The following is a 20,441-nucleotide window of genomic DNA, read 5'->3' on the forward strand; positions in this document are numbered from 1 at the left end:
GCTCACAGGGCACCGGACCTGGTGCTGGACGCGTGGATCGTCCGAACCTGGCCGCTTCATCCAGGGGTCACCCGTAGAATCTGGCGCGGATCACCCGTTCAGCCTGACCGCAGGGGGAGTCATCGATGGCCAGCAGCACGCAGCGCGACGAGGACGCGACCGAGGTCGCCCACGGTCCCGTGGACGACAACACTAACCTCGACGCCGCGACCCCGCCTGCTGACGCGACCCCCGTCGACGCTTCTAGTGGCTCCGCCGTCGAGGACGGCGACGCGCCCGCGGTGGACGAGACCGAGGTGGCTGAGACCGACCCTTCTGAGACTGAGCCTTCTGAGGCCGAGCCTTCTGAGGCCGAGCCTTCTGACGAGGACGGCGCCATAGCCTCCGGCTCGGCGGTGCGTGGCACCGCCGCGGCCCCGGGCGCCTCGCCCGACGACGAGCCCGTCGACGACGAACCCGTCCACGACGAACCCGTCCACGACGATCCTGCGCCGGTGACCACGGACGACGCATCGGCCGCCGAGCCTGGGGTCGACGAGGAGCCTGAGGTCGACGAGGAGCCTGAGGTCGACGAGCAGCCCGAGCCGCAGGTCGTCGGGTCGGCTGCAGTGACCGAGCCGCAGCGTCCGGCGGCCGAGCCGGTCGCTCCTGCTGCCGCTGCCGCTCCGGCGGTCTTCCGCCCGTTCCGCCCGGCCGAGGTGATCGCCCCGGCCGAGGCGATCGCTCCGACCGAGGTGATCGCCCCGACCGAGGTGATCGCCCCGCCGGCGGCCGCGGCCGCCCCTGCGGGCGTGCCCCGTGGCTCCGCGCCGATCACGCCTGGGCCGGTCACGCCTGCGCCGACCACGCCTGCGCCGACCACGCCTGCGCCGACCACGCCTGCGCCGACCACGCCCGCTCCGCCTGCCCCCACCGCGTGGAGCACGGTGCAGGGATCGGCCACGTCGAGCCCCGTTCCCGAGGCGACGGACAGCTCGTCGGGCGGTGCCGGGCAGAAGCCGGGCTCACCGCTCGACGACTTCGCCGAGGGTGACGCGCGGCGCCGGTGGCCCCGCGTGCTGCTTACGATCGGTCTGGTCCTGGTCGTGCTGGCCGGCGTCTACGTCGGCGCGAGCTACGCGCTGGGGAACAGGGTTCCGCGGGGCGCGACGGTCGCGGGTGTCGAGGTCGGCGGCCTGGACCGGGACGCCGCCGAGGCCGCGCTCGAGGACGGCCTGGCCGCGGCGTCGACCGAGGTTTTCACTGTGACCACCGGCGAGGACTCGACGACGCTCGACCCGGCGGCCGCGGGCCTGACCCTCGACGTGCCCGGCACCGTCGACTCGCTCACGGGCGTCGACCTGAGCCCCGCGCGGCTCTGGCAGCACCTGTTCGGCGTCGGGGAGCAGCCGCCCGTCACGGAGGTCGACGAGGCGGCGCTGGACACCGCGGTCGAGGGTCTGGCGGACGCGCTCCTGGTCGAGCCGGTCGACGGCGCGATCGTGTACGTGGACGGTCAGCCGGCCGCGACGGCGGCCGAGGACGGGGCCGCGCTCGATGTGCCGGCAGCGACCGACCTGCTCGTCGACGAGTGGCTCACCGCCGAGCGTCCGCTCGAGCTGCCGACCACGGCGGTCGAGCCGGCCATCACCCAGGAGGCGACCGACGCGGCCATGGTGACCGCGCGTCGCGTCGTGGCGTCGTCGGTGTCGCTGCAGGTGGAGGACCAGCTCGTGGAGCTTCCGGCGGCGACGCTCGCGTCGGTGTCGAGCTTCACGGCGAACGGATCCGAGCTCGAGCTGCAGATGGACGGCGTGGCGCTCGTCGGGGAGGTGCTGGCCCGCACCACGGACCTGCTGACGGAGTCGGCGGACGCGCACTTCGAGTTCCAGAACGACGCGCCCGTGGTGGTCCCGGGGGAGCCGGGCACGACGCTGGACCCGACGACCCTCGCGCAGGCGGTGTCGGCGGCCGCCGTGGCCGACGTGCGGACCGCGTCGGTCGAGCTCGTCGAGAGCGACCCGGAGCAGTCGACGGCCGAGCTCGAGGCGCTCGGCGTCAAGGAGGTCGTGGTCGAGTTCTCGACGCCCCTCACGAGCGAGCCGCGCCGTACCCGGAACATCACGCTCGGCGCCTCGCGCGTCAACGGGACGGTCGTGAAGCCGGGGGAGACGTTCAGCCTCGCCGACACGGTCGGCCCGGTCACGGCCGCGGGCGGGTACATCGACGCCGGCGTGATCAAGAACGGCGAGCACACCGACGGGATGGGTGGCGGGCTGTCGCAGATGGCGACGACGCTCTACAACGCGGGCTTCCTCGCGGGGTACGTGGACGTCGAGCACCACCCGCACTCGGAGTGGATCTCGCGCTACCCGGCGGGTCGTGAGGCGACGCTGTTCACGCCGACGTTCGACATGCGGTGGGAGAACAACACGCCGTACGCGGCCCTGCTGCAGTCGTGGGTCGCGGGCGGTCGGGTGTACGTCCGGGTGTGGAGCACGCCGTACTGGACGGTCGAGGTGTCCGAGGGCGCCCACACGAACGTCAAGCCGACGTCGACGACCTACTCGCAGTCGCCCACGTGCGAGGCGCAGTCCGCGGGCAACCCCGGGTTCACGATCGCTGTGACCCGCAAGGTCTTCCTGGACGGCGCGCTCAAGGACTCGCAGACGCAGTCGACCACCTACCGCGCGCAGAACAAGGTCGTGTGCGGCGCCGCCCCCGCGGTGACCGAGGGCGGCTGACAGGCCCGGACGGTCAGCGCGGGCGTCTCGGCGGCGCGGGCGGGACGACCTTCGTCAGCGTGATCTCGTCTGCCGGGACGTGGACCGTGCCGTGCCGCGTGCTCACGTCGACGCCGGTGTCGTCGACGGCCACGAGGTCGCCCAGCACGTCGGTGTAGAGGTGACCGGCGCCCTCGGGCAGCCGGCGCCGCACCACGACACGCACGCCGGGCGTCCACGCCCGCCACGCAGGCGGGGTGTCGGACGTGCGGTGGGGGCTCATGCGCCGCCCTCACGTGGCGGACGTCGCTTCGTGTGGATGCTCACCTGGGGGATACTAGGTCGGACGACGCGCAGGGCGTCGTCCGACCGCGTGACAAGCCCCGCCCCGTCGACCCTGCCCCGTCCGTGGAGGACAGCCGTGACGTATGTGATCGCCCAGCCTTGCGTCGATGTCAAGGACAAGGCGTGCATCGAAGAGTGTCCCGTGGACTGCATCTACGAGGGCAAGCGGTCGCTGTACATCCACCCCGACGAGTGCGTGGACTGCGGCGCCTGCGAGCCGGTGTGCCCGGTCGAGGCCATCTACTACGAGGACGACGTCCCCGAGCAGTGGTCCGAGTACTACAAGGCGAACGTCGAGTTCTTCGACGACCTGGGTTCGCCCGGCGGTGCCGCGAAGATGGGTGAGATCGACAAGGACCACCCGATCATCGCGACGCTGCCCCTCCAGGTGCACACCGACTGACCCGGCGGATGGGTCTGCTCTCCGGCGCGCTGCCGGACTTCCCGTGGGACACCCTCGCCCCGTTCGCCGACTCCGCGCGCGCGCACCCCGGTGGCATCGTCGACCTCTCGGTCGGCACGCCCGTGGACCCGACGCCGCAGGTGGTGCGTGACGCGATCGCCGCGGCGTCCGACGCGCCGGGCTACCCCACGACGCACGGGACGCTCGCGCTCCGGTCCGCCGTCGTCGACTGGTTCGCGCGGCGCCGCGGCGTACCGGGGCTCGACCCCGCCGCGGTGCTGCCGACGCTGGGCTCGAAGGAGCTCGTCGCGTGGCTCCCGTCGCTGCTGGGTCTCGGTGCGGGCGACGTGGTGCTGCACCCGGCGACCGCCTACCCCACGTACGACGTCGGGGCGCGCCTCGCGGGCGCGACGCCGGTCGCAGCCGACGACGTGGTCGCGCGGCTCGCGCCCGGGACCCCGGGCGCGGACGACGTCCGCCTCGTGTGGCTGAACTCTCCCGGCAACCCCGACGGGCGCGTGCTGGGCGTCGAGCAGCTGCGGGCGGTGGTCGTCGCGGCCCGCGCTGCGCAGGCCCGGACGGGTCGCCCGGTCGTGGTCGCCTCGGACGAGTGCTACGCCGAGCTGGCGTGGGACGAGCCGTGGGCCTCGCAGGGAGTGCCGAGCGTGCTCGACCCGCGTGTCACGGGCGGTGACCTCGCGGGGCTGCTCGCGGTGTACTCGCTGTCGAAGCAGTCCAACCTCGCGGGCTACCGGGCGGCGTTCGTCGCGGGGGACGGCCCGCTCGTGGGCCGTCTGCTCGAGATCCGCAAGCACGCCGGGATGATCGTGCCGGCCCCGGTGCAGGCCGCGACGACCGCCGCGCTGCGGGACGACGCGCACGTGTCCGAGCAGCGTGAGCGTTACCGGGCCCGCCGTGCCGTGCTGCGCGACGCCCTCGAGGGAGCCGGGTACGTCGTGGACGGTTCGCACGCCGGCCTGTACCTGTGGACGCGCCCGGCGGGTCCGCCGCAGGACTCGTGGGCCACGGTCGCGGCGTTCGCGGCGCGTGGCATCCTGGTGGCTCCGGGTGCGTTCTACGGCCCGGCTGCCGCCGGTCACGTGCGCGTCGCGCTCACGGCGTCCGACGCGCAGGTCGCGGAGGCCGCCCGGCGCCTGCTGGGCCGCTGACGGCTTCCTCCCGGTCCGTCCCGCTCCGTCCGGGGGCGGGTGGACCGTTCAGGGCTCCGACCGGGCCCGGTTGTGACGGTGGTCACACCTGGGACCAAATACCCGCTGAGATTGGTCATCCTGCGGGAGGCAAAGGTACCGTCATGGCTGGCCAATGACGGTCGAACAGTCGGCGTAGCCGGCCGCGAGCACCGACGACCCGTGGTGCGCCCTCCAGGCACCACCCGTCGTCGAAGGAAGGAACACCATGCCCGATGCCGGTACCGCTCCTGTCCAGCTCACCGTGGACGGCGAGACGCACACGCTCCCCCTTGTCCCAGCGACCGACGGCAACGACGGCATCGTGGTCTCGTCGCTGCTGCGCGACACCGGGCTCGTGACCCTCGACCCGGGCTTCATGAACACGGCGTCGTGCGAGTCGCAGGTCACCTACATCGACGGCGACGCGGGGATCCTGCGCTACCGCGGCTACCCGATCGAGCAGCTCGCGGAGAAGTCCTCGTTCCTCGAGGTCGCGTACCTGCTGGTGCACGGCGAGCTGCCGACGCCTACCGAGCTCGATGCGTTCGTCGAGCGGGTCAACCGCCACACGCTCGTCCACGAGGACTTCCGCACGTTCATGGGGACGTTCCCGCGCAACGCGCACCCGATGGCGGTCATGGCATCGGCGGTCAACGCGCTCGCGACGTTCTACCCCGAGAGCCTCGACCCGTTCGACCCCGAGACGGTCGAGCTCGCGACGGTGCTGATCCTCGCGAAGTCGCGCACCATCACGTCATACCTGCACCGGACCTCGCACGGAGAGCCGCTGCTGTACCCCGACTACTCGCGCGGCTACGTCGAGGACTTCCTGCGCATGACCTTCGCTGTGCCGTACCAGCAGTACGAGCCCGACCCGGCGGTCGTCAGCGCGCTCGACACGCTGCTCATCCTGCACGCCGACCACGAGCAGAACTGCTCGACGTCGACCGTGCGCATCGTGGGGTCGAGCCACGCGAACCTGTACGCCTCGATCGCCGCGGGCATCAACGCGCTGTCCGGTCCGCTGCACGGCGGCGCGAACGAGGCCGTGCTCAAGATGCTGGGCGAGATCCGGGACAACGGCGGCGACGCGACCGACTTCATGACCCGGGTGAAGAACAAGGAGGACGGCGTCCGCCTCATGGGCTTCGGCCACCGGGTCTACAAGAACTACGACCCGCGCGCGGCGATCGTCAAGCAGAGCGCCGACGCTGTGCTCGCCGCCCTCGGCAAGAACGACGAGCTGCTCGACATCGCCCGGCGGCTCGAGGAGATCGCGCTGAGCGACGACTACTTCATCTCGCGCAAGCTCTACCCGAACGTCGACTTCTACACGGGTCTCATCTACAAGGCGATGGGCTTCTCGGAGTCGATGTTCACGCCGCTGTTCGCGCTCGGGCGCATGCCGGGCTGGATCGCGCAGTGGCGCGAGATGATGAACGACCCGCAGACCAAGATCGGCCGTCCGCGGCAGATCTACACCGGTTCCGTGGCCCGCGACTACGTCCCGGCCGAGGCGCGCTGACCGCTGCGGGTCTCAGCCGCCGGCGAGCGTCACCCTGACCTCGCCGGCGGGCAGCTCGCGGCTCGAGGGGACCCACGTGCCGGCCGAGCGGGTCCACGTCTCGGCGTCCGTCGCGACCTGCGTGACCTGCTGCTCGGCGGCCACGGCCACCGACCACTGGGCGAAGGCCCACGCGCACCGCGACACCTGGTCGGCGTCGCCGTGGGCGAGCGAGCCTGCGTCGACCACCAGCGTCGTCGAGCCGTCGTCGCCCGCCGAGACCGTGACGGGCAGCGTGCCGTAGTCGCGCTCGACACGGGCCGTGAACGCGTCGGCCGTGCCGGCTGCGGTGGGCTCGTGCAGCGCGCACGTGAGCGTCCCGGGCGAGAAGCCGGTCAGCGCCGAGGCCCACGCGCGGGCCCGACCCTCGTGCTGGGCGTACGCGTCGGGGAAGCCCGAACGCTGCACGGCCTGGGCGGCCTCGGTGATCGGCAGCTGCTCGTAGCCCGCGACCTCGACGAGCTCGTCGTAGAACGCGTTGGTTGCGTAGACGGGGTCCAGGATCTGCTCGACGGTGCCCCAGTCCTGCGACGGGCGCTGCTGGAAGAGCCCCACCGAGTCGCGGTCGCCGTAGTCGATGTTGACGAGCTTGGACTCCTGCAGGGCCGTCGCGATCGCGATCGTCACGGCCCGGGCCGGCAGCCCCCGACGGACGGCCGTGGCCGAGAGCAGCGCGGCGTTCTGCGCCTGGTCAGGGCTCATGACCCAGGTGGAGCCGTCGACCGTCACCGCGCATCTCTCGGCGGCGGGCGGTGACGGTGCGGTGCGGGTCAGGACGGCCACCACGACGGCGACGGCCGCCACGAGCAGCGCGACGACCAGCAGCGTGCCGATGCCGCCCCGGACGAGGCGCTGCCACACGCTGCGACGCCGTCGTCGACCCATGCGTCAGTTGGCGTGCAGCGCGGTGTTGAGCTTGACGCCTGCACCGGAGCGGGCGACGGCCTCGACGGCTCCGGTGAGCGAGTTGCGACGGAACAGGACGTTGTCGGCCCCCGCGAGCTCGCGGGCCTTGACCACCTGGGAGTCGTCGTCCGCTCCGCGCACCAGCACGACCTTGGTGCCCGCCGTGAGGTACAGCCCGGCCTCGACCACGCAGTCGTCGCCGAGCGGGATGCCGAGACCGGCGTTGGCACCGAGCAGCGTGCGCCGCCCGATCGAGACGACCTCGCGACCGCCGCCCGAGAGCGTGCCCATGATCGAGGCGCCGCCGCCGATGTCGCTGCCGTCGCCGACCGTCACGCCCGAGGAGATGCGGCCCTCGACCATCGAGGTGCCGAGCGTGCCGGCGTTGAAGTTCACGAAGCCCTCGTGCATGACTGTCGTCCCGGGGGCCAGGTAGGCGCCGAGCCGGACGCGGTCGGCGTCGGCGATGCGGACGCCCGAGGGGAGCACGTAGTCGACCATGCGGGGGAACTTGTCGACGCCGATGACGGACACGGGGCCGCCGTGCGCGAGCCGCAGGCGGATGCGGGTGGCCTCGAAGCCCTCGGGCGAGCACGGTCCGCGGTCGGTCCACACGACGTTCGGGAGCACAGCGAAGATGCCGTCGAGGTTCTGCCCGTGCGGGTGCACCAGGCGGTGCGAGAGCAGGTGCAGACGCAGGTAGGCGTCCGCGGTATCGGCGGGCGGCACGTCCAGGTCGACGACCGTGCGCACCACCTCGGTCCGCACCCCGCGCGCGGGGTCGACCCGCTGGGCGGCGACCAGGTCGGCGGACGCCACCGCGTCCTCGTCGACCGGCCCGAGGGCAGGTGCCGGGTACCAGACGTCGAGCGTCGTCCCGTCGTCGGTCACTGTGGCGAGGCCGAACCCCCAGGCGGTACGCGTGCTCATCTCTCCAGCCTAGACGGAGCGTCGGTAGGGTCGTGGTGTGACCGAGCCCGCGAACCCCGCCACCCCGCCCCCGTCCGTTCAGGTCGCGGCGCCCCTGCCGGGCGTCGTGCTGCCGCTCGACCTGGGCGCCGACCTCGTGACGCTGACGCGTGCGCTGTGCGACGCGGCCTCGCCGAGCGGCCAGGAGGGCCCGCTGGCTGACGCGATCGAGCGCGCGTTGGCCGACGTGCCGCACCTCGAGGTGCTGCGCGACGGCGACACCGTGGTCGCACGCACCCGGCTCGGGCGTGCCGTGCGCGTGGTCGTGGCCGGCCACATCGACACCGTGCCCGTCGCGGCCAACCTGCCCACCCGGCTGGTGGGCGAGGGGGCCCAGGCCGACCTGTGGGGGCGGGGGACCGTCGACATGAAGGGCGGCGTCGCGGTGCAGCTCGCCCTCGCCGCACGCCTGGCCGATCCCTCGCGCGACATCACATGGGTCTTCTACGACCACGAGGAGGTCGACGCGTCGCTCAACGGGCTGGGCCGGGTGGTGCGCCACCACCCGGAGTGGCTCGAGGCCGACTTCGCCGTGCTGTGCGAGCCCACGTCGGCGGGGATCGAGGGGGGCTGCAACGGGACGCTGCGGGTCGAGGTGCGGGTCCCCGGCGTCGCGGCGCACTCGGCCCGGTCCTGGACGGGCCGCAACGCGATCCACGCGACGGGTGAGGTGCTGCGACGGCTCGAGGCGTACCAGCCGGCGACCGTCGAGGTCGACGGGCTCGAGTACCGCGAAGGGCTCAACGCCGTGGGGATCCGCGGCGGCATCGCGACCAACGTGGTGCCCGACGAGTGCGTGGTCACCGTCAACTACCGCTTCGCACCGTCGCGTTCGCTCGCGGACGCCGAGGCTCACGTCCGCGAGCTGTTCGCCGGCTACGACGTGCGGGTCACGGACGGCGCCGAGGGAGCGCGGCCCGGCCTGAACGACCCGACGGCGGCAGACTTCGTGGCCGCTGTGCTCGCCGAGACCGGTGGTCAGCCGGCGCCCAAGCTGGGGTGGACCGACGTGGCGCGGTTCTCGGCGCTGGGCGTGCCCGCGGTGAACTTCGGCCCCGGTGACCCGGTGCTCGCGCACAAGGACGACGAGCGGTGCCCCGTGTGGCAGCTCCAGGTGTGCCACGACGCGCTGGGTGCCTGGCTCGGCTGACGCGGCGGACCCCGTCAGGGGGTGCCCGTGCGGCGGGTGCACCTCCTAGAGTCGGACGCATGAAGAGCCACGACCGAGGCCGCTCGAACGGTGACGGCTACCGCAAGGGCCCCGTCCTCCTGCGCCGCGACCAGATCCCCTCGACCACGTCCGACCAGCGTCTGCTCTCCGGGGCCGACGGTGCGGGCTGGCTGCACGGCGACCCGTGGCGGGTGATGCGCATCCAGAGCGAGTTCGTCGAGGGGTTCGGTGCGCTCGCGGAGGTCGGGCCCGCCGTGAGCGTGTTCGGCTCGGCCCGGATCCCGCCGGGCTCTCCCGACTACGTGCTCGGCGAGGCCGTCGGCCGGGGGCTCGCCGAGGCCGGGTACGCGGTCATCACGGGCGGCGGCCCGGGCGTCATGGAGGCCGCGAACAAGGGGGCGAGCGAGGCCGGCGGGCTGTCGGTGGGGCTCGGGATCGAGCTGCCGTTCGAGCAGGGCATGAACCAGTGGGTCGACCTCGGGGTCAACTTCCGGTACTTCTTCGCCCGCAAGACGATGTTCGTCAAGTACGCCGAGGGCTTCGTGGTCCTGCCGGGCGGCTTCGGCACGTTCGACGAGCTGTTCGAGGCGTTGACGCTGGTCCAGACCCACAAGGTCACCGAGTTCCCGATCGTGCTGGTCGGACGCTCCTACTGGTCGGGGCTGCTCGACTGGCTGCGCGGCCCGGTGCTCGAGCGGGGCACCATCTCGGCGGTCGACCTGGACCTGCTGAACGTGGTCGACGACGCCGAGGAGGCCGTGCGCATCGTGTGCGAGCGCGGGGCCGAGCTGCGGGCGGCCGAGCTGGCCGCGGTCGAGCAGGCGACCTGGGCGGAGCAGCAGGCGGCCGAGAGCTCGGTCCCGTGACGACGTCCACGGCGTCGCCGTGGGCTCCCGCGCCCGCGGCCGACCTGCGCCTGCGCGGGCGCACGTTCGGCCCCGACCGGCCGCTCGTGATGGCCGTGGTCAACCGCACGCCCGACTCGTTCTACCCCGCGGCACGCCACGACGCGGCCGGTGCCGACGCGGCGGTCGCGCGTGCCGTCGAGGAGGGCGCCGAGATCGTCGACCTCGGCGGCGTGCGCGCGGGGCGCGGCCCGAGGGTCGAGGTGGCCGAGGAGATCGAACGGGTCGTGCCGCTCGTGGAGCGGGTGCGTTCACGCCACCCCGACCTGCTCGTGAGCGTCGACACGTGGCGGGCCGAGGTCGGCCGGGCCGCGGCGAGGGCCGGGGCGGACCTGCTCAACGACACGTGGGCGGGTCACGACCCGGGGCTCATGGAGGTCGCGGCCGAGCACGGTCTGGGTGTCGTGTGCTCGCACACGGGTGGCTCGCGGCCCCGCACCGACCCGTTGCGGGTGGCCTACCCGGCGCGTCCCGGGCTCGACCCGCTCGACGGCGTGGTCGACGACGTGGTGAGCACGCTGCGCCGGGCGGCCGAGCGCGCCGTGACCCTGGGCATCGACCCGGCGTCGGTGCTCGTCGACCCCACCCACGACTTCGGCAAGAACACGTGGCACTCGCTGCACCTGGTGCGGCGCACCGAGGCGGTCGTGGCGCTCGGGTTCCCGACGCTCATGGCGTTCTCCCGCAAGGACTTCGTGGGCGAGACGCTCGGCCTGCCCGTCGAGGACCGCCTCGAGGGCACGCTCGCCGCCACGTCGGTCGCGGCGTGGCTCGGCGCCCGGGTGTTCCGCGCGCACGACGTGCTGGCCACCCGTCGCACGCTCGACATGGTCGCGGCGATCCGCGGCGACCTGGCCCCGGCCCGCGCCGTCCGGGGTCTGGCATGAGCGCGCGCACGACCGCGACCGACGACGTCGACCACCCCGAGCCCGCGGCGGCCGCCGGGCCCGGACGCGTAGCGCAGCGCCCGCTGCCCGCCGACCCGCGGCGGTGGCCCGGCTGGGCCCAGGCCCTGGGCATCTACCTGCTGGCCCGCGCCTTCAGCGCCGTCGTGCTCGTGCTCGTGGCCCAGCGGCAGGTCGAGAACTACTGGACCGGCGCCCGGCCGTCGTACCTGCAGTTCACGGGGCTCATGTGGGACGCGGGCTGGTACCGCCAGATCGCCGAGCAGGGGTACCCCGCCGTGCTGCCGCGCGGCGCGGACGGGCTGGTCCAGCAGAACCCGTGGGCCTTCTTCCCGCTCTTCCCGACGATGGTGCGCGGGGTGATGGTCGTCACACGCGGCGAGTGGTACGTCGTGGCGCCGCTCGTGGCCCTCGCGCTCGGCGCCGCGGCGGCCGTGGTGGTGCGTCGGCTGGTCGAGCACGGCGCACCGCGTGCGGTCGCGGCCCGCCCGGGTCTGCCGCTCGCGACGGTGACGCTCCTGGCCGTGTTCCCCACGGCGGTGGTGCTGCAGGTGGCCTACACCGAGTCCCTCGCGCTGCTGCTCGTCGCGGTGGCGCTGCTGCTCGTGGTCGAGCGCCGCTACCTGCTCGCCGCGGTCGCGGTCCTGGCTCTCGGCTTCACCCGGGCGGTCGCGCTGCCGATGGCCGTGGTCGTCGTGGTGCACGCGATCGTGCGGTGGCGATCGAGCCGTCGCGGCGGCGATCCGCTCGGTGCGCGGGACCTGGCGGGGCTCGGGGTGCTGGGTGCCACCGCGGCCGTCTCGGGGGTCGCATGGCCCCTGATCTGCGGCTGGGTCACCGGCGAGCGCGACGGCTACCTGCAGACGCAGGGTGCGTGGCGCGGCGTGCGGGAGATCGTGCCGTTCGAGCCGTGGGGCTACGTGTCGCAGTTCTGGTTCGGCGACCGGGCGCCGTGGGTGCTGGCGGCGGGCTTCGGGCTCGTGCTGGCGAGCCTGCTGGTCCCCGCCGCGTGGCGGCTGGGCAACGAGCTGCACGTGTGGTCCGCCGCGTACCTGCTGTACCTCACGGCCGCCGTCGAGCCGGGCTCGAGCCTGGCGCGGTTCCTCATCCTCGCGTTCCCGCTGGGTGCGGTCACGGCGGGGCTCGTGCGCCGCCCGACGGTCGCCAGGCGCGCCTGGACGGCCGCCGTGGTGGTGCTCATGCTCGGGCTGCAGGTGGTCTGGGTGTACGCCATGTGGCGGCTGACACCCCCCACCGGATGGCCGCCGTGACGCCTCCGCGAAGAGCCGGCGCGCTGACCAGCCCGTGCGCGTCGCCGCGTGACCTAGAATGGTCGAGGACATCCGGCCCCGCAGCTCGGCAGCGGCGCGTGCCACGGCACACGCACGACGACGTGCGGTCGGTCAGGTACGACGCGAAGGAGAGCCCCGCATGGCCGCGATGAAGCCGAGGACTGGTGACGGCCCGCTCGAGGTGACCAAGGAGGGTCGTGGCATCGTGATGCGCGTACCGCTCGAAGGTGGTGGACGGCTGGTGGTCGAGCTCAACGCGACCGAGGCCCAGGAGCTGGGTGAAGCCCTGACCTCCGTCGTCAGCTGACGTTGACCCGACGAGGAGCCACCCGCGGCGACGAGCGCGGGAACCGGACACCACCCACCGTGGTGCTCGCGACCGGGTCGGTCGCGAGCACCGAGCTGCTGGCCGACCCCCGGGTCGAGGCGCTGGCGGTCCCGGTCGCACCGGCAGCGCCGGACGAGAGCGATCCCCAGCCCCGGGTCGGCACCGCCGACGCCGCGGCGCGCTACGGGATCGACCTCGGCGAGCTCGCCGGACGTGCGGGTCTCACGGGCGCGCCCGGCGAGGTGTGGACGCTCCAGCTGCCCCGCCCCTCGGGGCGCGGCGACGCCGACGCGTTCGCCTGGTCGGCGCTGCCCGTGCGGCTCGTGCTCGTCGGTGTCGGGGCGGGCACCCCGGCGGACCTGCGTCGCGCCGGTGCCGCGCTCGCGCGGGCCACCCGTGGTCTCGACCGTGTCGTCACGTCGGTCGGGTCCGAGGGCGGCCCGGGCGCGCCCGCCGCGGTGCGGGCCCTCGTCGAGGGCTACCTCCTCGCCTCCTACACGACCCCGACCAGCGCCGCCGCACCCCGCGACGAGGCGACCGCGCGGCGTGACCGTCCGGCGCGCGAGCTCGTGCTGCTCGGACGCCACGGCGCCCGGATCACCGCCGCGCTCGCCGAGGCCGAGCGCGAGGCCGCCGCGACCTGGCTCGTGCGCGACCTCGCGAACACCCCGTCGAGCACCAAGAACCCTGAGTGGCTCGCTGCCCAGGCCCGGCGCCTGGGTGAGCAGGCGGGTCTCACGGTGACGGTCCGCGGACCACGTGAGCTCGCGGCCGAGGGCTTCGGCGGCATCCTCGCGGTCGGCGCAGGATCGGCGTCCGCGCCGCGCCTCGTCACGCTCGAGTACGTGCCAGAGGGCGACGAGCCCGCCCACGGCCGGCGCCACGTCGTCGTCGTGGGCAAGGGCATCACCTACGACACGGGTGGCCTGTCGATCAAGCCGCGCGAGGCCATGGTCCCCATGAAGACCGACATGGCCGGCGCTGCCGTCGCGCTCGCCACCGTGCTCGGCGCCGCTGCGGCCGGCAGTCCGCACCGGGTGACCGCCGTGCTGCCTCTCGCGGAGAACCACGTCGGCGCCGCGTCGTACCGGCCCGGCGACGTGCTGCGGCTCTACGGGGGCCGCACGGTCGAGATCGCGAACACCGACGCCGAGGGGCGGATCGTGCTCGCGGACGCTCTCGCCTGGGCCGACGCCACGCTCGACCCCGACGTCCTCGTCGACGTCGCGACGCTGACCGGGGCCGCGAGCCTCGGCCTGGGACGTCAGCACGCCGCCCTGTACTCGGCCGACCCCCGCCTGGTGAGCGCGTTCGAGGCCGCCGCCCAGGAGTCGGGCGAGCCCGTGTGGCACATGCCGCTCGTCGAGGAGTACGTCGGCGCGGTCCGCTCGCACGTCGCCGACCTGCGGCACGTGCCGCTCGACGGCAAGGAGTTCGGCGGCGGCTCCATCACCGCAGCCCTGTTCCTGCGCGAGTTCGTGGGCGACCGGGCGTGGGTGCACCTCGACATCGCGGGCCCGGCCCGTGCCGCAGCCGACCGGCACGAGGTCACCGAGGGTGCCACGGGGTACGGCGCGCGGCTCCTGCTGCGCTACCTGGCCGCGCTGCGCTGACCGTTCAGGGTCACGCGGACCACCGCTTGACGGCGGTGAGCAGCCCGTCTCCCGTGGGGATCATCGCGGGCAGCAGGCGGGCGTCCTCGCGCACCGAGCGGCCGACCTCACGGATGATCGTCGTGACCTCGTCGCGGCGCGCCGGGTCGGCCACGCGGTCGTGCCAGAGGGCGTTGTCGATCGCGAGCACCCCGCCGGGACGAAGCAGCCGCAGGGCCTGCTCGACGTACGCGGGGTAGCTCTCCTTGTCGGCGTCGACGAACACCAGGTCGTACCCGCCGTCGGTCAGGCGGGGGAGCACGTCGAGCGCGCGTCCCGAGATGGTGCGGGTGCGCGTGGTGCGCAGCCCCTCCTCGGCGAAGGCGTCCTTCGCGGCGCGCTGGTGCTCGACCTCGACGTCGATCGTGGTCAGCACGCCGTCCTCGGGCATGCCGCGCAGCAGGTAGAGCGAGCTCACGCCCGCGCCGGTGCCGATCTCGACGACCGCGCGCGCCTGGGCCGCTGCGGCCAGCACGCCGAGCACGGCGCCCGAACCCGGCAGCACGGGCGTGCAGCCGAGCTGTCCGGCGCGCTCACGCGCCCGCAGCAGGGTCTCGTCCTCTGCCAGGTAGGCCTCGGAGTACACCCAGCTCTGGGCCTTGTCGCTCGAGATGGTGGCCTCCTGGGCTGATACGTGACGCGTGACGGACGGTCGCCAGCGTAGTCCCGCGCCGCGGGGACGGGTGGGACGCACCCGGGGACGCGCGGTGCCGATGAGCCCGCCGCCCGGTGTCGTGGACGAGGCGCGACCGCCCGATCCGTTCGCCCTCTGCGAAGTGTGTTGCGACGGACCCGTTCCCGGTTCGATGATTTCGCCTCCTGCCTGGGAGACTGGGAGGGTGACCGTCCGACAGGGACGAGCGAGAGGACGCGGATGACCAGCCCGACGACCGAGCAGCCGTGGCAGGCGCCGTCGTGGGAGCAGATCGTCCGCGAGCACTCGACCCGCGTGTACCGGCTCGCGTACCGCCTGACGGGCAACCAGCACGACGCCGAGGACCTCACCCAGGAGGTGTTCGTCCGCGTCTTCCGCTCGCTGTCGACCTACACCCCGGGCACGTTCGAGGGGTGGCTGCACCGCATCACGACCAACCTGTTCCTCGACCAGGTGCGACGCAAGCAGCGCATCCGGATGGACGCGATGGGCGAGGACGCGGACCGGTACCCCGACGAGGTGCAGCACTCGCCCGAGCGGGCGTTCGAGCACGGCAACCTCGACCACGACGTGCAGCACGCGCTCGACGACCTGCCGCCCGACTACCGGGCCGCGGTCGTGCTGTGCGACATCGAGGGCCTCTCGTACGAGGAGATCGCCGTCACGCTCGGCATCAAGCTCGGCACCGTGCGGTCGCGCATCCACCGGGCGCGGGCTCGGTTGCGCGTGGCCCTCGAGCACCGCGCGCCCGTGCGGCACGGCGCCCCGGACCCCGACGCACCCGACGTGGAGGGCCCCGGCCTCGACGTCCCGGTGCTCGACGCCTCGGTGCTGGACTCCTCGGTTCCCGGCGAGCAGGTCGGTGCCCGATGACGCACCTGGGCACGCGCATCAGCGCACTGGTCGACGGACAGCTCCCGCCGGGGGCCACCGAGCGTGCGCTGGCCCACGTGGCCGTGTGCCCCGGGTGCGCGGCCGAGCTGGCCGCGGCACGCCAGGCCCACCGCGCCCTGAGCTGTGCGCAGGACGTCGCGCCGACCGCCGACCTCACGGCCCGGCTGCTGTCGCTCGCGAGCGAGGCGCCGGCCGAGCCGCGGCCGTCGCACCGCGACCCGTTCGTGTCCCCGAGCGGTGCCCCCGCAGCCCGTGCCCGCGCAGCGGCGTACGCGGCCCCGGGTGCCCTCACGGGTGACGTCGACCGGCGCGCGCACCCCGTGCGGGTCGTGGGAGCCGTGGTCGCGGGGCTCGGCGTCGCGGCCTGCGGGCTCTTCGTGCTGGGGGAGCGGCCCGCCGTGCTGCCCTCGAGCCACCCCGCGCAGGCCCTCGTCCTCCTGGGCCACACCGATCCCGTGGCCACCGCGCCGGCGCGCGTGACCAGCACCGTGGACCTCGTCGCCGCACTCCCGGACGCCTCGCAGGCCGATGCCGGAGCCGGCTCCGCCGGCGAGATGACCGCGGGGACCGTCGAGGACGTCCTCGACCGCCTGCGCGCCGCGGGGTGGCACTGCCCCGAGGGTCTGCCCGACGGGTGGGTCGTGACCGGCGTGCGCACCAGCGAGCACGGCTCGCGCATCGAGGTCGACCTCGCGGGGCCCGGAGCCAGCGCGGTCGTGACCGAGCAGCCCGGTCGGCTCGACACCGCGGCCCTGGCCGGGGTCGCGCAGGTCGTGTCGGGCGACCGGAGGACGTACGTGCTCTCCGAGCAGCCGTGGCACGTGGCGTGGCAGTCGGGCGACCTCGTCGTCGAGGTCGTCGCCGCGTCCGACTCGCTGGCTGTGCAGGCCGTCGTCACCGAGTTCCCGGGCGGCAGCTTCGACGACGGCCTCAGTGCCCGCATGACCCGAGGATGGGACACCGTGACGCAAGCGCTCCGACAGTCATGACGATGCCCGAGCCGCAGGTCGGCCCCGAGCAGCGAGCTCCCGAGCCGCCCGTCAACCCGTTCGCCGCGCCCTCGGCCGGGGGGTCGCGCGTCGCCGCCCCGACGGCGTCGGAGCTTCCTGCTCCCGCGTACCCGGCTCGCGCGCCGTACCCGGAACCGGCGTCCGGCTACGGGTCCTTCGGCGACGCGGCCCCGGGCTACGCGCCTCCCGGCTACCCCTCCTCGGGTCACACGTCCTCCGGCTACGCGTCCCTGGGCCAGACGGCCCCGGGGTACGCGCCGGCCGGTGCCGCGACGGGCTGGTCGCAGGGCCCCCCGCCACCGCCTCCGCTCACCGACCCGGGAACCCCGCCGACCGAGGCGCCGCGCCGCGGCCACGGTCTCGGGCTCGGCTGGGTCGTCTCGCTCGTCGTCGTGGCCCTCGTCGCGGGTGCGGCGGGCGGCGTGATCGGCGGACGGGTGTTCCGTGACGACCACCTGGTCGACGCGGGGCTGCCCGCGGCGGTCGGGTCGGGTGCGGGGGACCGTGCCCCTGACAGCGTCGCCGGGATCGCCGCGAGCGTGCTGCCGAGCGTGGTCTCGATCCAGGTCGCGGGCCCGAGCGGGACGGCGACCGGGTCGGGCCTGGTGCTGCGCCAGGACGGCTACGTCCTCACCAACCACCACGTCGTGGCCGACGCCGGGGCGGCCGGGACGTCCGTCGTCGTGCTGTTCTCGGACGGCACCGAGGAGAGCGCGACGATCGTCGGCCAGACGTCGGACTACGACCTGGCGGTGCTCAAGGTCGACCGCACCGGGCTCGTCCCGCTCGTGCTGGGCGACTCCGACCTGGTGGTCGTGGGTGACCCGGTCATCGCGATCGGTGCCCCTCTGGGACTCGAGGGCACCGTGACGTCGGGCATCGTGAGCGCGCTCAACCGCCCGGTGTCGGCGGGGGCCGACGCGGACACCGCGTTCATCAACGCGATCCAGACCGACGCCGCGATCAACCCGGGCAACTCGGGGGGACCGCTCGTCAACGCGGCGGGGGAGGTCGTGGGGGTGAACTCCGCGATCGCGCAGCCGCCGGGCGGGCTCTCGTCCACCGGCGGCAGCATCGGGCTCGGGTTCGCGATCCCGTCCAACCAGGCGCGACGCACCGCCGAGCAGCTCATCGAGACGGGCCACGCGACGTACCCGATCATCGGGGTGCTGCTCGACCAGACGTACTCGGGCGAGGGCGTGCAGGTCGCGAAGGACACCCAGAACGGGTCGAGCCCCGTGACCCCGCGCGGACCGGCCGACCGGGCCGGGATCCGCAAGGGCGACGTCATCCTGGCGATCGACGGACGGCCCGTGACCGACCCCGACGAGCTCATCGTGGCGATCCGGGCGAAGACCCCGGGGGACACCGTGGTGCTGCGGGTCCGCAGCGGGACCGACGAGCGCGACGTCCGTGTCGTGCTCGACGAGTCCTCCGGGTCCTGAGACGACGGGTAGCCTGGCCCGGTGCTAGACATCAACGGCGGCGAGCTGGTCCTGCTGCTGCTCGTCGCGGTCCTGGTGATCGGACCCGAGCGGTTGCCGAAGTACGCCGAGCAGCTGGGCCAGTGGGCCCGGCGCGCCCGCAGCTTCGTGCAGGAGACCAAGACCCGGGTCGACGACGAGCTGGGCGACGACCTCAAGGACGTCGACTGGGCCGCGCTCGACCCGCGCCGTTACGACCCGCGCCGCATCGTGCGCGAGGCGCTGCTCGACGACCTGCCGACGGGCAGCGGTGCGTCCGCGAAGTCCCGCGCCTCGGCGGCACCGCTCGCCGCCGCCGGCACCTCCTGGCGGGCGTCGACCCCCGCCCCAGAACCTGCCCCCGGTGCGCCCGCTCCCTTCGATGACGAGGCCACCTGACAGGACCGCCCCCGGGCCGTCCTGCTCCCCCTGAACAGCTGACACGAAAGACTGGTCGAATGGCTCCCTCGGCGCACCGCGCACGCATCTTCTCGGGCATGCAGCCCACGTCGGACTCGCTCCACCTCGGCAACTACCTCGGCGCGCTCACGCAGTGGGTCGCTCTCCAGGACACGCACGACGCGCTGTACTGCGTGGTCGACCTGCACGCTCTGACCGTGAACCCCGACCCTGCCGTGCTCCGCGAGCGGACGCGCCGCACGGCCGCGCAGTACCTCGCCGCGGGCGTCGACCCGGCCCGCTCGATCCTGTTCGTGCAGTCGCACGTGCCCGAGCACGCCGAGCTCGCGTGGATCCTCTCCTGCCAGACCGGCTTCGGCGAGGCCGGCCGCATGACGCAGTTCAAGGACAAGTCGACCAGGTACGGCGCCGAGGGGACGAGCGTCGGGCTGTTCACCTACCCGGTCCTCATGGCCGCGGACATCCTGCTGTACGACACCGACCTCGTGCCGGTGGGCGAGGACCAGCGCCAGCACCTCGAGCTCACGCGCGACCTGGCGCAGCGGCTCAACTCCCGGTTCGGTGCGGGCACGGCGGTGGTGCCCGAGGGGCACATCGTCAAGGCCACGGCCAAGATCTACGACCTGCAGGAACCGACCGCGAAGATGAGCAAGTCCGCGGCGAGCCCCAACGGCATCATCGAGCTGCTCGACGACCCGAAGGTCGTGGCCAAGCGCATCCGGTCGGCGGTGACCGACGCCGAGCGGGAGATCCGGTTCGACCCCGAGGCCAAGCCCGGCATCGCGAACCTGCTGACGATCTACTCGGCGCTCACGGGACGCGACGTGCTGGCCATCGAGGCGGACTACGCGGGCAAGGGCTACGGCGACCTGAAGAAGGACCTCGCCGAGGTCGTCGTGGACTTCCTGACGCCGTTCCAAGAACGCGTGCACGCCTACCTCGAGGACCCGGCCGCGCTCGACGCCGTGCTCGCCGACGGCGCCCACCGTGCCCGTGACCTGGCGCGGGGCCCGATGGACCGCATCTACGACCGTCTGGGGCTGCTGCCGCGAGGCAGGGCATGAGGCTCCCTGACTGCGACGCCGGCCAGAACCGGATCGGCGTCGCGGTCACGATCCCCGAGCCGTACGGCTCGCTCCTCCAGGAGGCGCGCGCCCGGTTCGGGGACCCGGCGGCCCCCTTCATACCGCCGCACATCACGCTGCTCGGGCCCACGGCGGTCGGACCCGAGGACCAGGCCGTGATCGACGAGCACCTGCTGGGCATCGCCGCCCGGCACCGCCCGTTCGTGGTGCACCTGCGTGGGACGGGGACGTTCCGCCCGGTGTCGCCGGTCGTGTTCGTGCAGGTCGTGGACGGGATCGCGAGCTGCGAGGCGCTCGAGCGGGAGATCCGGACGGGTCCGCTCGAGCAGGAGCTGCGGTTCTACTACCACCCGCACGTGACCGTCGCGCACGAGGTCGACGAGGCAGCGCTGGACCGGGCGTTCGACGGGCTCGTCGACTTCGAGGCGTCGTTCGTGGTGAGCGCGATCCACTCGTACGCCTACGGCGACGACGAGGTGTGGCGTCCGGTGCGGGACTTCCCGCTGACGGGCTCGGGCGACGATGCCTCGGGCCGTCCCGCCCCTGCTCAGGATGCTCTGCGCGAACCCGCCTCCTAGGGTC

The 20,441-nt window shown here is 73.7% G+C and carries 20 protein-coding genes; 16 read left to right on the forward strand and 4 right to left on the reverse strand.

Annotation, left to right across the window (positions count from 1 at the left end):
* Positions 1-125 precede the first annotated feature (125 nt).
* Complete coding sequence (locus ACGIF2_RS08520) at positions 126-2,723, forward strand: VanW family protein (protein WP_396045495.1); 2,598 nt, start codon at positions 126-128, stop codon at positions 2,721-2,723.
* A gap of 13 nt (positions 2,724-2,736) precedes the next feature.
* Here the strand turns inward: ACGIF2_RS08520 and ACGIF2_RS08525 are convergent, their stop codons facing one another.
* Entirely contained in the window at positions 2,737-2,985 is a 249-nt protein-coding gene (locus ACGIF2_RS08525) for a hypothetical protein (protein WP_396045497.1), read from the reverse strand.
* 138 nt (positions 2,986-3,123) lie between these two features.
* Between ACGIF2_RS08525 and fdxA the strand changes: the two genes are divergently transcribed.
* The 3 genes from fdxA to ACGIF2_RS08540 all read left to right on the forward strand — a co-directional run bounded on the left by fdxA (position 3,124) and on the right by ACGIF2_RS08540 (position 6,165).
* Positions 3,124-3,450 carry a ferredoxin gene (gene fdxA, locus ACGIF2_RS08530; protein WP_396045499.1) on the forward strand — a complete coding sequence of 109 codons (327 nt, stop codon included), beginning with the start codon at positions 3,124-3,126 and terminating at the stop codon, positions 3,448-3,450.
* A gap of 8 nt (positions 3,451-3,458) precedes the next feature.
* Complete coding sequence (dapC, locus tag ACGIF2_RS08535) at positions 3,459-4,619, forward strand: succinyldiaminopimelate transaminase (protein ID WP_396045501.1); 1,161 nt, start codon at positions 3,459-3,461, stop codon at positions 4,617-4,619.
* Between the two features lie 247 nt (positions 4,620-4,866).
* On the forward strand, positions 4,867-6,165 hold the full coding sequence (locus ACGIF2_RS08540; protein ID WP_396045503.1) for a citrate synthase: 1,299 nt from the start codon (positions 4,867-4,869) through the stop codon (positions 6,163-6,165).
* Between the two features lie 12 nt (positions 6,166-6,177).
* Here the strand turns inward: ACGIF2_RS08540 and ACGIF2_RS08545 are convergent, their stop codons facing one another.
* Both ACGIF2_RS08545 and dapD read right to left on the reverse strand, forming a co-directional pair.
* Positions 6,178-7,065 (reverse strand): hypothetical protein, encoded by an 888-nt coding sequence (locus ACGIF2_RS08545; RefSeq protein WP_396045505.1) that lies wholly within the window; start codon positions 7,063-7,065, stop codon positions 6,178-6,180.
* A gap of 27 nt (positions 7,066-7,092) precedes the next feature.
* Positions 7,093-8,040 carry a 2,3,4,5-tetrahydropyridine-2,6-dicarboxylate N-succinyltransferase gene (gene dapD / locus ACGIF2_RS08550; protein WP_396045507.1) on the reverse strand — a complete coding sequence of 316 codons (948 nt, stop codon included), beginning with the start codon at positions 8,038-8,040 and terminating at the stop codon, positions 7,093-7,095.
* Positions 8,041-8,134: 94 nt separating this feature from the next.
* Between dapD and dapE the strand changes: the two genes are divergently transcribed.
* The 6 genes from dapE to ACGIF2_RS08580 all read left to right on the forward strand — a co-directional run bounded on the left by dapE (position 8,135) and on the right by ACGIF2_RS08580 (position 14,293).
* Positions 8,135-9,229: a succinyl-diaminopimelate desuccinylase gene (gene dapE / locus ACGIF2_RS08555; protein WP_396045716.1), complete on the forward strand. Its 1,095-nt coding sequence runs from the start codon at positions 8,135-8,137 to the stop codon at positions 9,227-9,229.
* Between the two features lie 59 nt (positions 9,230-9,288).
* Entirely contained in the window at positions 9,289-10,116 is an 828-nt protein-coding gene (locus ACGIF2_RS08560; RefSeq protein ID WP_396045509.1) for a TIGR00730 family Rossman fold protein, read from the forward strand.
* Complete coding sequence (gene folP / locus ACGIF2_RS08565; RefSeq protein ID WP_396045511.1) at positions 10,113-11,042, forward strand: dihydropteroate synthase; 930 nt, start codon at positions 10,113-10,115, stop codon at positions 11,040-11,042. The genes ACGIF2_RS08560 and folP overlap by 4 nt, the downstream gene beginning before the upstream one ends.
* Complete coding sequence (locus ACGIF2_RS08570) at positions 11,039-12,331, forward strand: hypothetical protein (protein WP_396045513.1); 1,293 nt, start codon at positions 11,039-11,041, stop codon at positions 12,329-12,331. The genes folP and ACGIF2_RS08570 overlap by 4 nt, the downstream gene beginning before the upstream one ends.
* Before the next feature lie 160 nt (positions 12,332-12,491).
* Entirely contained in the window at positions 12,492-12,659 is a 168-nt protein-coding gene (locus ACGIF2_RS08575; RefSeq protein WP_082812748.1) for a DUF3117 domain-containing protein, read from the forward strand.
* Positions 12,660-12,718: 59 nt separating this feature from the next.
* On the forward strand, positions 12,719-14,293 hold the full coding sequence (locus ACGIF2_RS08580) for a leucyl aminopeptidase family protein (protein WP_396045515.1): 1,575 nt from the start codon (positions 12,719-12,721) through the stop codon (positions 14,291-14,293).
* Positions 14,294-14,303: 10 nt separating this feature from the next.
* Here the strand turns inward: ACGIF2_RS08580 and ACGIF2_RS08585 are convergent, their stop codons facing one another.
* A complete protein-coding gene (locus tag ACGIF2_RS08585) occupies positions 14,304-14,945 on the reverse strand; it encodes an O-methyltransferase (protein WP_396045718.1) in 642 nt (213 codons plus the stop codon).
* Positions 14,946-15,206: 261 nt separating this feature from the next.
* Between ACGIF2_RS08585 and sigE the strand changes: the two genes are divergently transcribed.
* Genes sigE through ACGIF2_RS08615 form a run of 6 tightly spaced genes read left to right on the forward strand, consistent with a single transcriptional unit; the run spans position 15,207 to position 20,437 of the window.
* Positions 15,207-15,860 carry an RNA polymerase sigma factor SigE gene (gene sigE, locus ACGIF2_RS08590; protein ID WP_396045517.1) on the forward strand — a complete coding sequence of 218 codons (654 nt, stop codon included), beginning with the start codon at positions 15,207-15,209 and terminating at the stop codon, positions 15,858-15,860.
* Positions 15,857-16,870: a zf-HC2 domain-containing protein gene (locus tag ACGIF2_RS08595; RefSeq protein WP_396045519.1), complete on the forward strand. Its 1,014-nt coding sequence runs from the start codon at positions 15,857-15,859 to the stop codon at positions 16,868-16,870. The genes sigE and ACGIF2_RS08595 overlap by 4 nt, the downstream gene beginning before the upstream one ends.
* A gap of 2 nt (positions 16,871-16,872) precedes the next feature.
* The gene (locus ACGIF2_RS08600; protein ID WP_396045521.1) at positions 16,873-18,336 is read left to right on the forward strand and encodes a S1C family serine protease; all 1,464 of its coding nucleotides are present in this window, start codon (positions 16,873-16,875) and stop codon (positions 18,334-18,336) included.
* Between the two features lie 21 nt (positions 18,337-18,357).
* The gene (locus tag ACGIF2_RS08605) at positions 18,358-18,753 is read left to right on the forward strand and encodes a twin-arginine translocase TatA/TatE family subunit (RefSeq protein ID WP_396045523.1); all 396 of its coding nucleotides are present in this window, start codon (positions 18,358-18,360) and stop codon (positions 18,751-18,753) included.
* Between the two features lie 59 nt (positions 18,754-18,812).
* A complete protein-coding gene (trpS, locus tag ACGIF2_RS08610; RefSeq protein WP_396045525.1) occupies positions 18,813-19,838 on the forward strand; it encodes a tryptophan--tRNA ligase in 1,026 nt (341 codons plus the stop codon).
* Entirely contained in the window at positions 19,835-20,437 is a 603-nt protein-coding gene (locus tag ACGIF2_RS08615; RefSeq protein WP_396045527.1) for a 2'-5' RNA ligase family protein, read from the forward strand. The genes trpS and ACGIF2_RS08615 overlap by 4 nt, the downstream gene beginning before the upstream one ends.
* The last annotated feature ends 4 nt before the right edge of the window (positions 20,438-20,441 follow it).

Source organism: Cellulomonas sp. P22 (genome assembly GCF_044392165.1).

Excerpts from the sequence above, each read along its gene's own strand:
- trpS (WP_396045525.1), top strand. The coding sequence starts at position 18,813 with ATGGCTCCCTCGGCGCACCGCGCACGCATCTTCTCGGGCATGCAGCCC.
- ACGIF2_RS08575 (WP_082812748.1), top strand. The coding sequence starts at position 12,492 with ATGGCCGCGATGAAGCCGAGGACTGGTGACGGCCCGCTCGAGGTGACC.
- ACGIF2_RS08525 (WP_396045497.1), bottom strand. The coding sequence starts at position 2,985 with ATGAGCCCCCACCGCACGTCCGACACCCCGCCTGCGTGGCGGGCGTGG.
- dapC (WP_396045501.1), top strand. The coding sequence starts at position 3,459 with ATGGGTCTGCTCTCCGGCGCGCTGCCGGACTTCCCGTGGGACACCCTC.
- dapD (WP_396045507.1), bottom strand. The coding sequence starts at position 8,040 with ATGAGCACGCGTACCGCCTGGGGGTTCGGCCTCGCCACAGTGACCGAC.
- ACGIF2_RS08560 (WP_396045509.1), top strand. The coding sequence starts at position 9,289 with ATGAAGAGCCACGACCGAGGCCGCTCGAACGGTGACGGCTACCGCAAG.
- ACGIF2_RS08540 (WP_396045503.1), top strand. The coding sequence starts at position 4,867 with ATGCCCGATGCCGGTACCGCTCCTGTCCAGCTCACCGTGGACGGCGAG.
- ACGIF2_RS08600 (WP_396045521.1), top strand. The coding sequence starts at position 16,873 with ATGCCCGAGCCGCAGGTCGGCCCCGAGCAGCGAGCTCCCGAGCCGCCC.
- ACGIF2_RS08615 (WP_396045527.1), top strand. The coding sequence starts at position 19,835 with ATGAGGCTCCCTGACTGCGACGCCGGCCAGAACCGGATCGGCGTCGCG.
- ACGIF2_RS08570 (WP_396045513.1), top strand. The coding sequence starts at position 11,039 with ATGAGCGCGCGCACGACCGCGACCGACGACGTCGACCACCCCGAGCCC.
- ACGIF2_RS08595 (WP_396045519.1), top strand. The coding sequence starts at position 15,857 with ATGACGCACCTGGGCACGCGCATCAGCGCACTGGTCGACGGACAGCTC.
- ACGIF2_RS08520 (WP_396045495.1), top strand. The coding sequence starts at position 126 with ATGGCCAGCAGCACGCAGCGCGACGAGGACGCGACCGAGGTCGCCCAC.
- sigE (WP_396045517.1), top strand. The coding sequence starts at position 15,207 with ATGACCAGCCCGACGACCGAGCAGCCGTGGCAGGCGCCGTCGTGGGAG.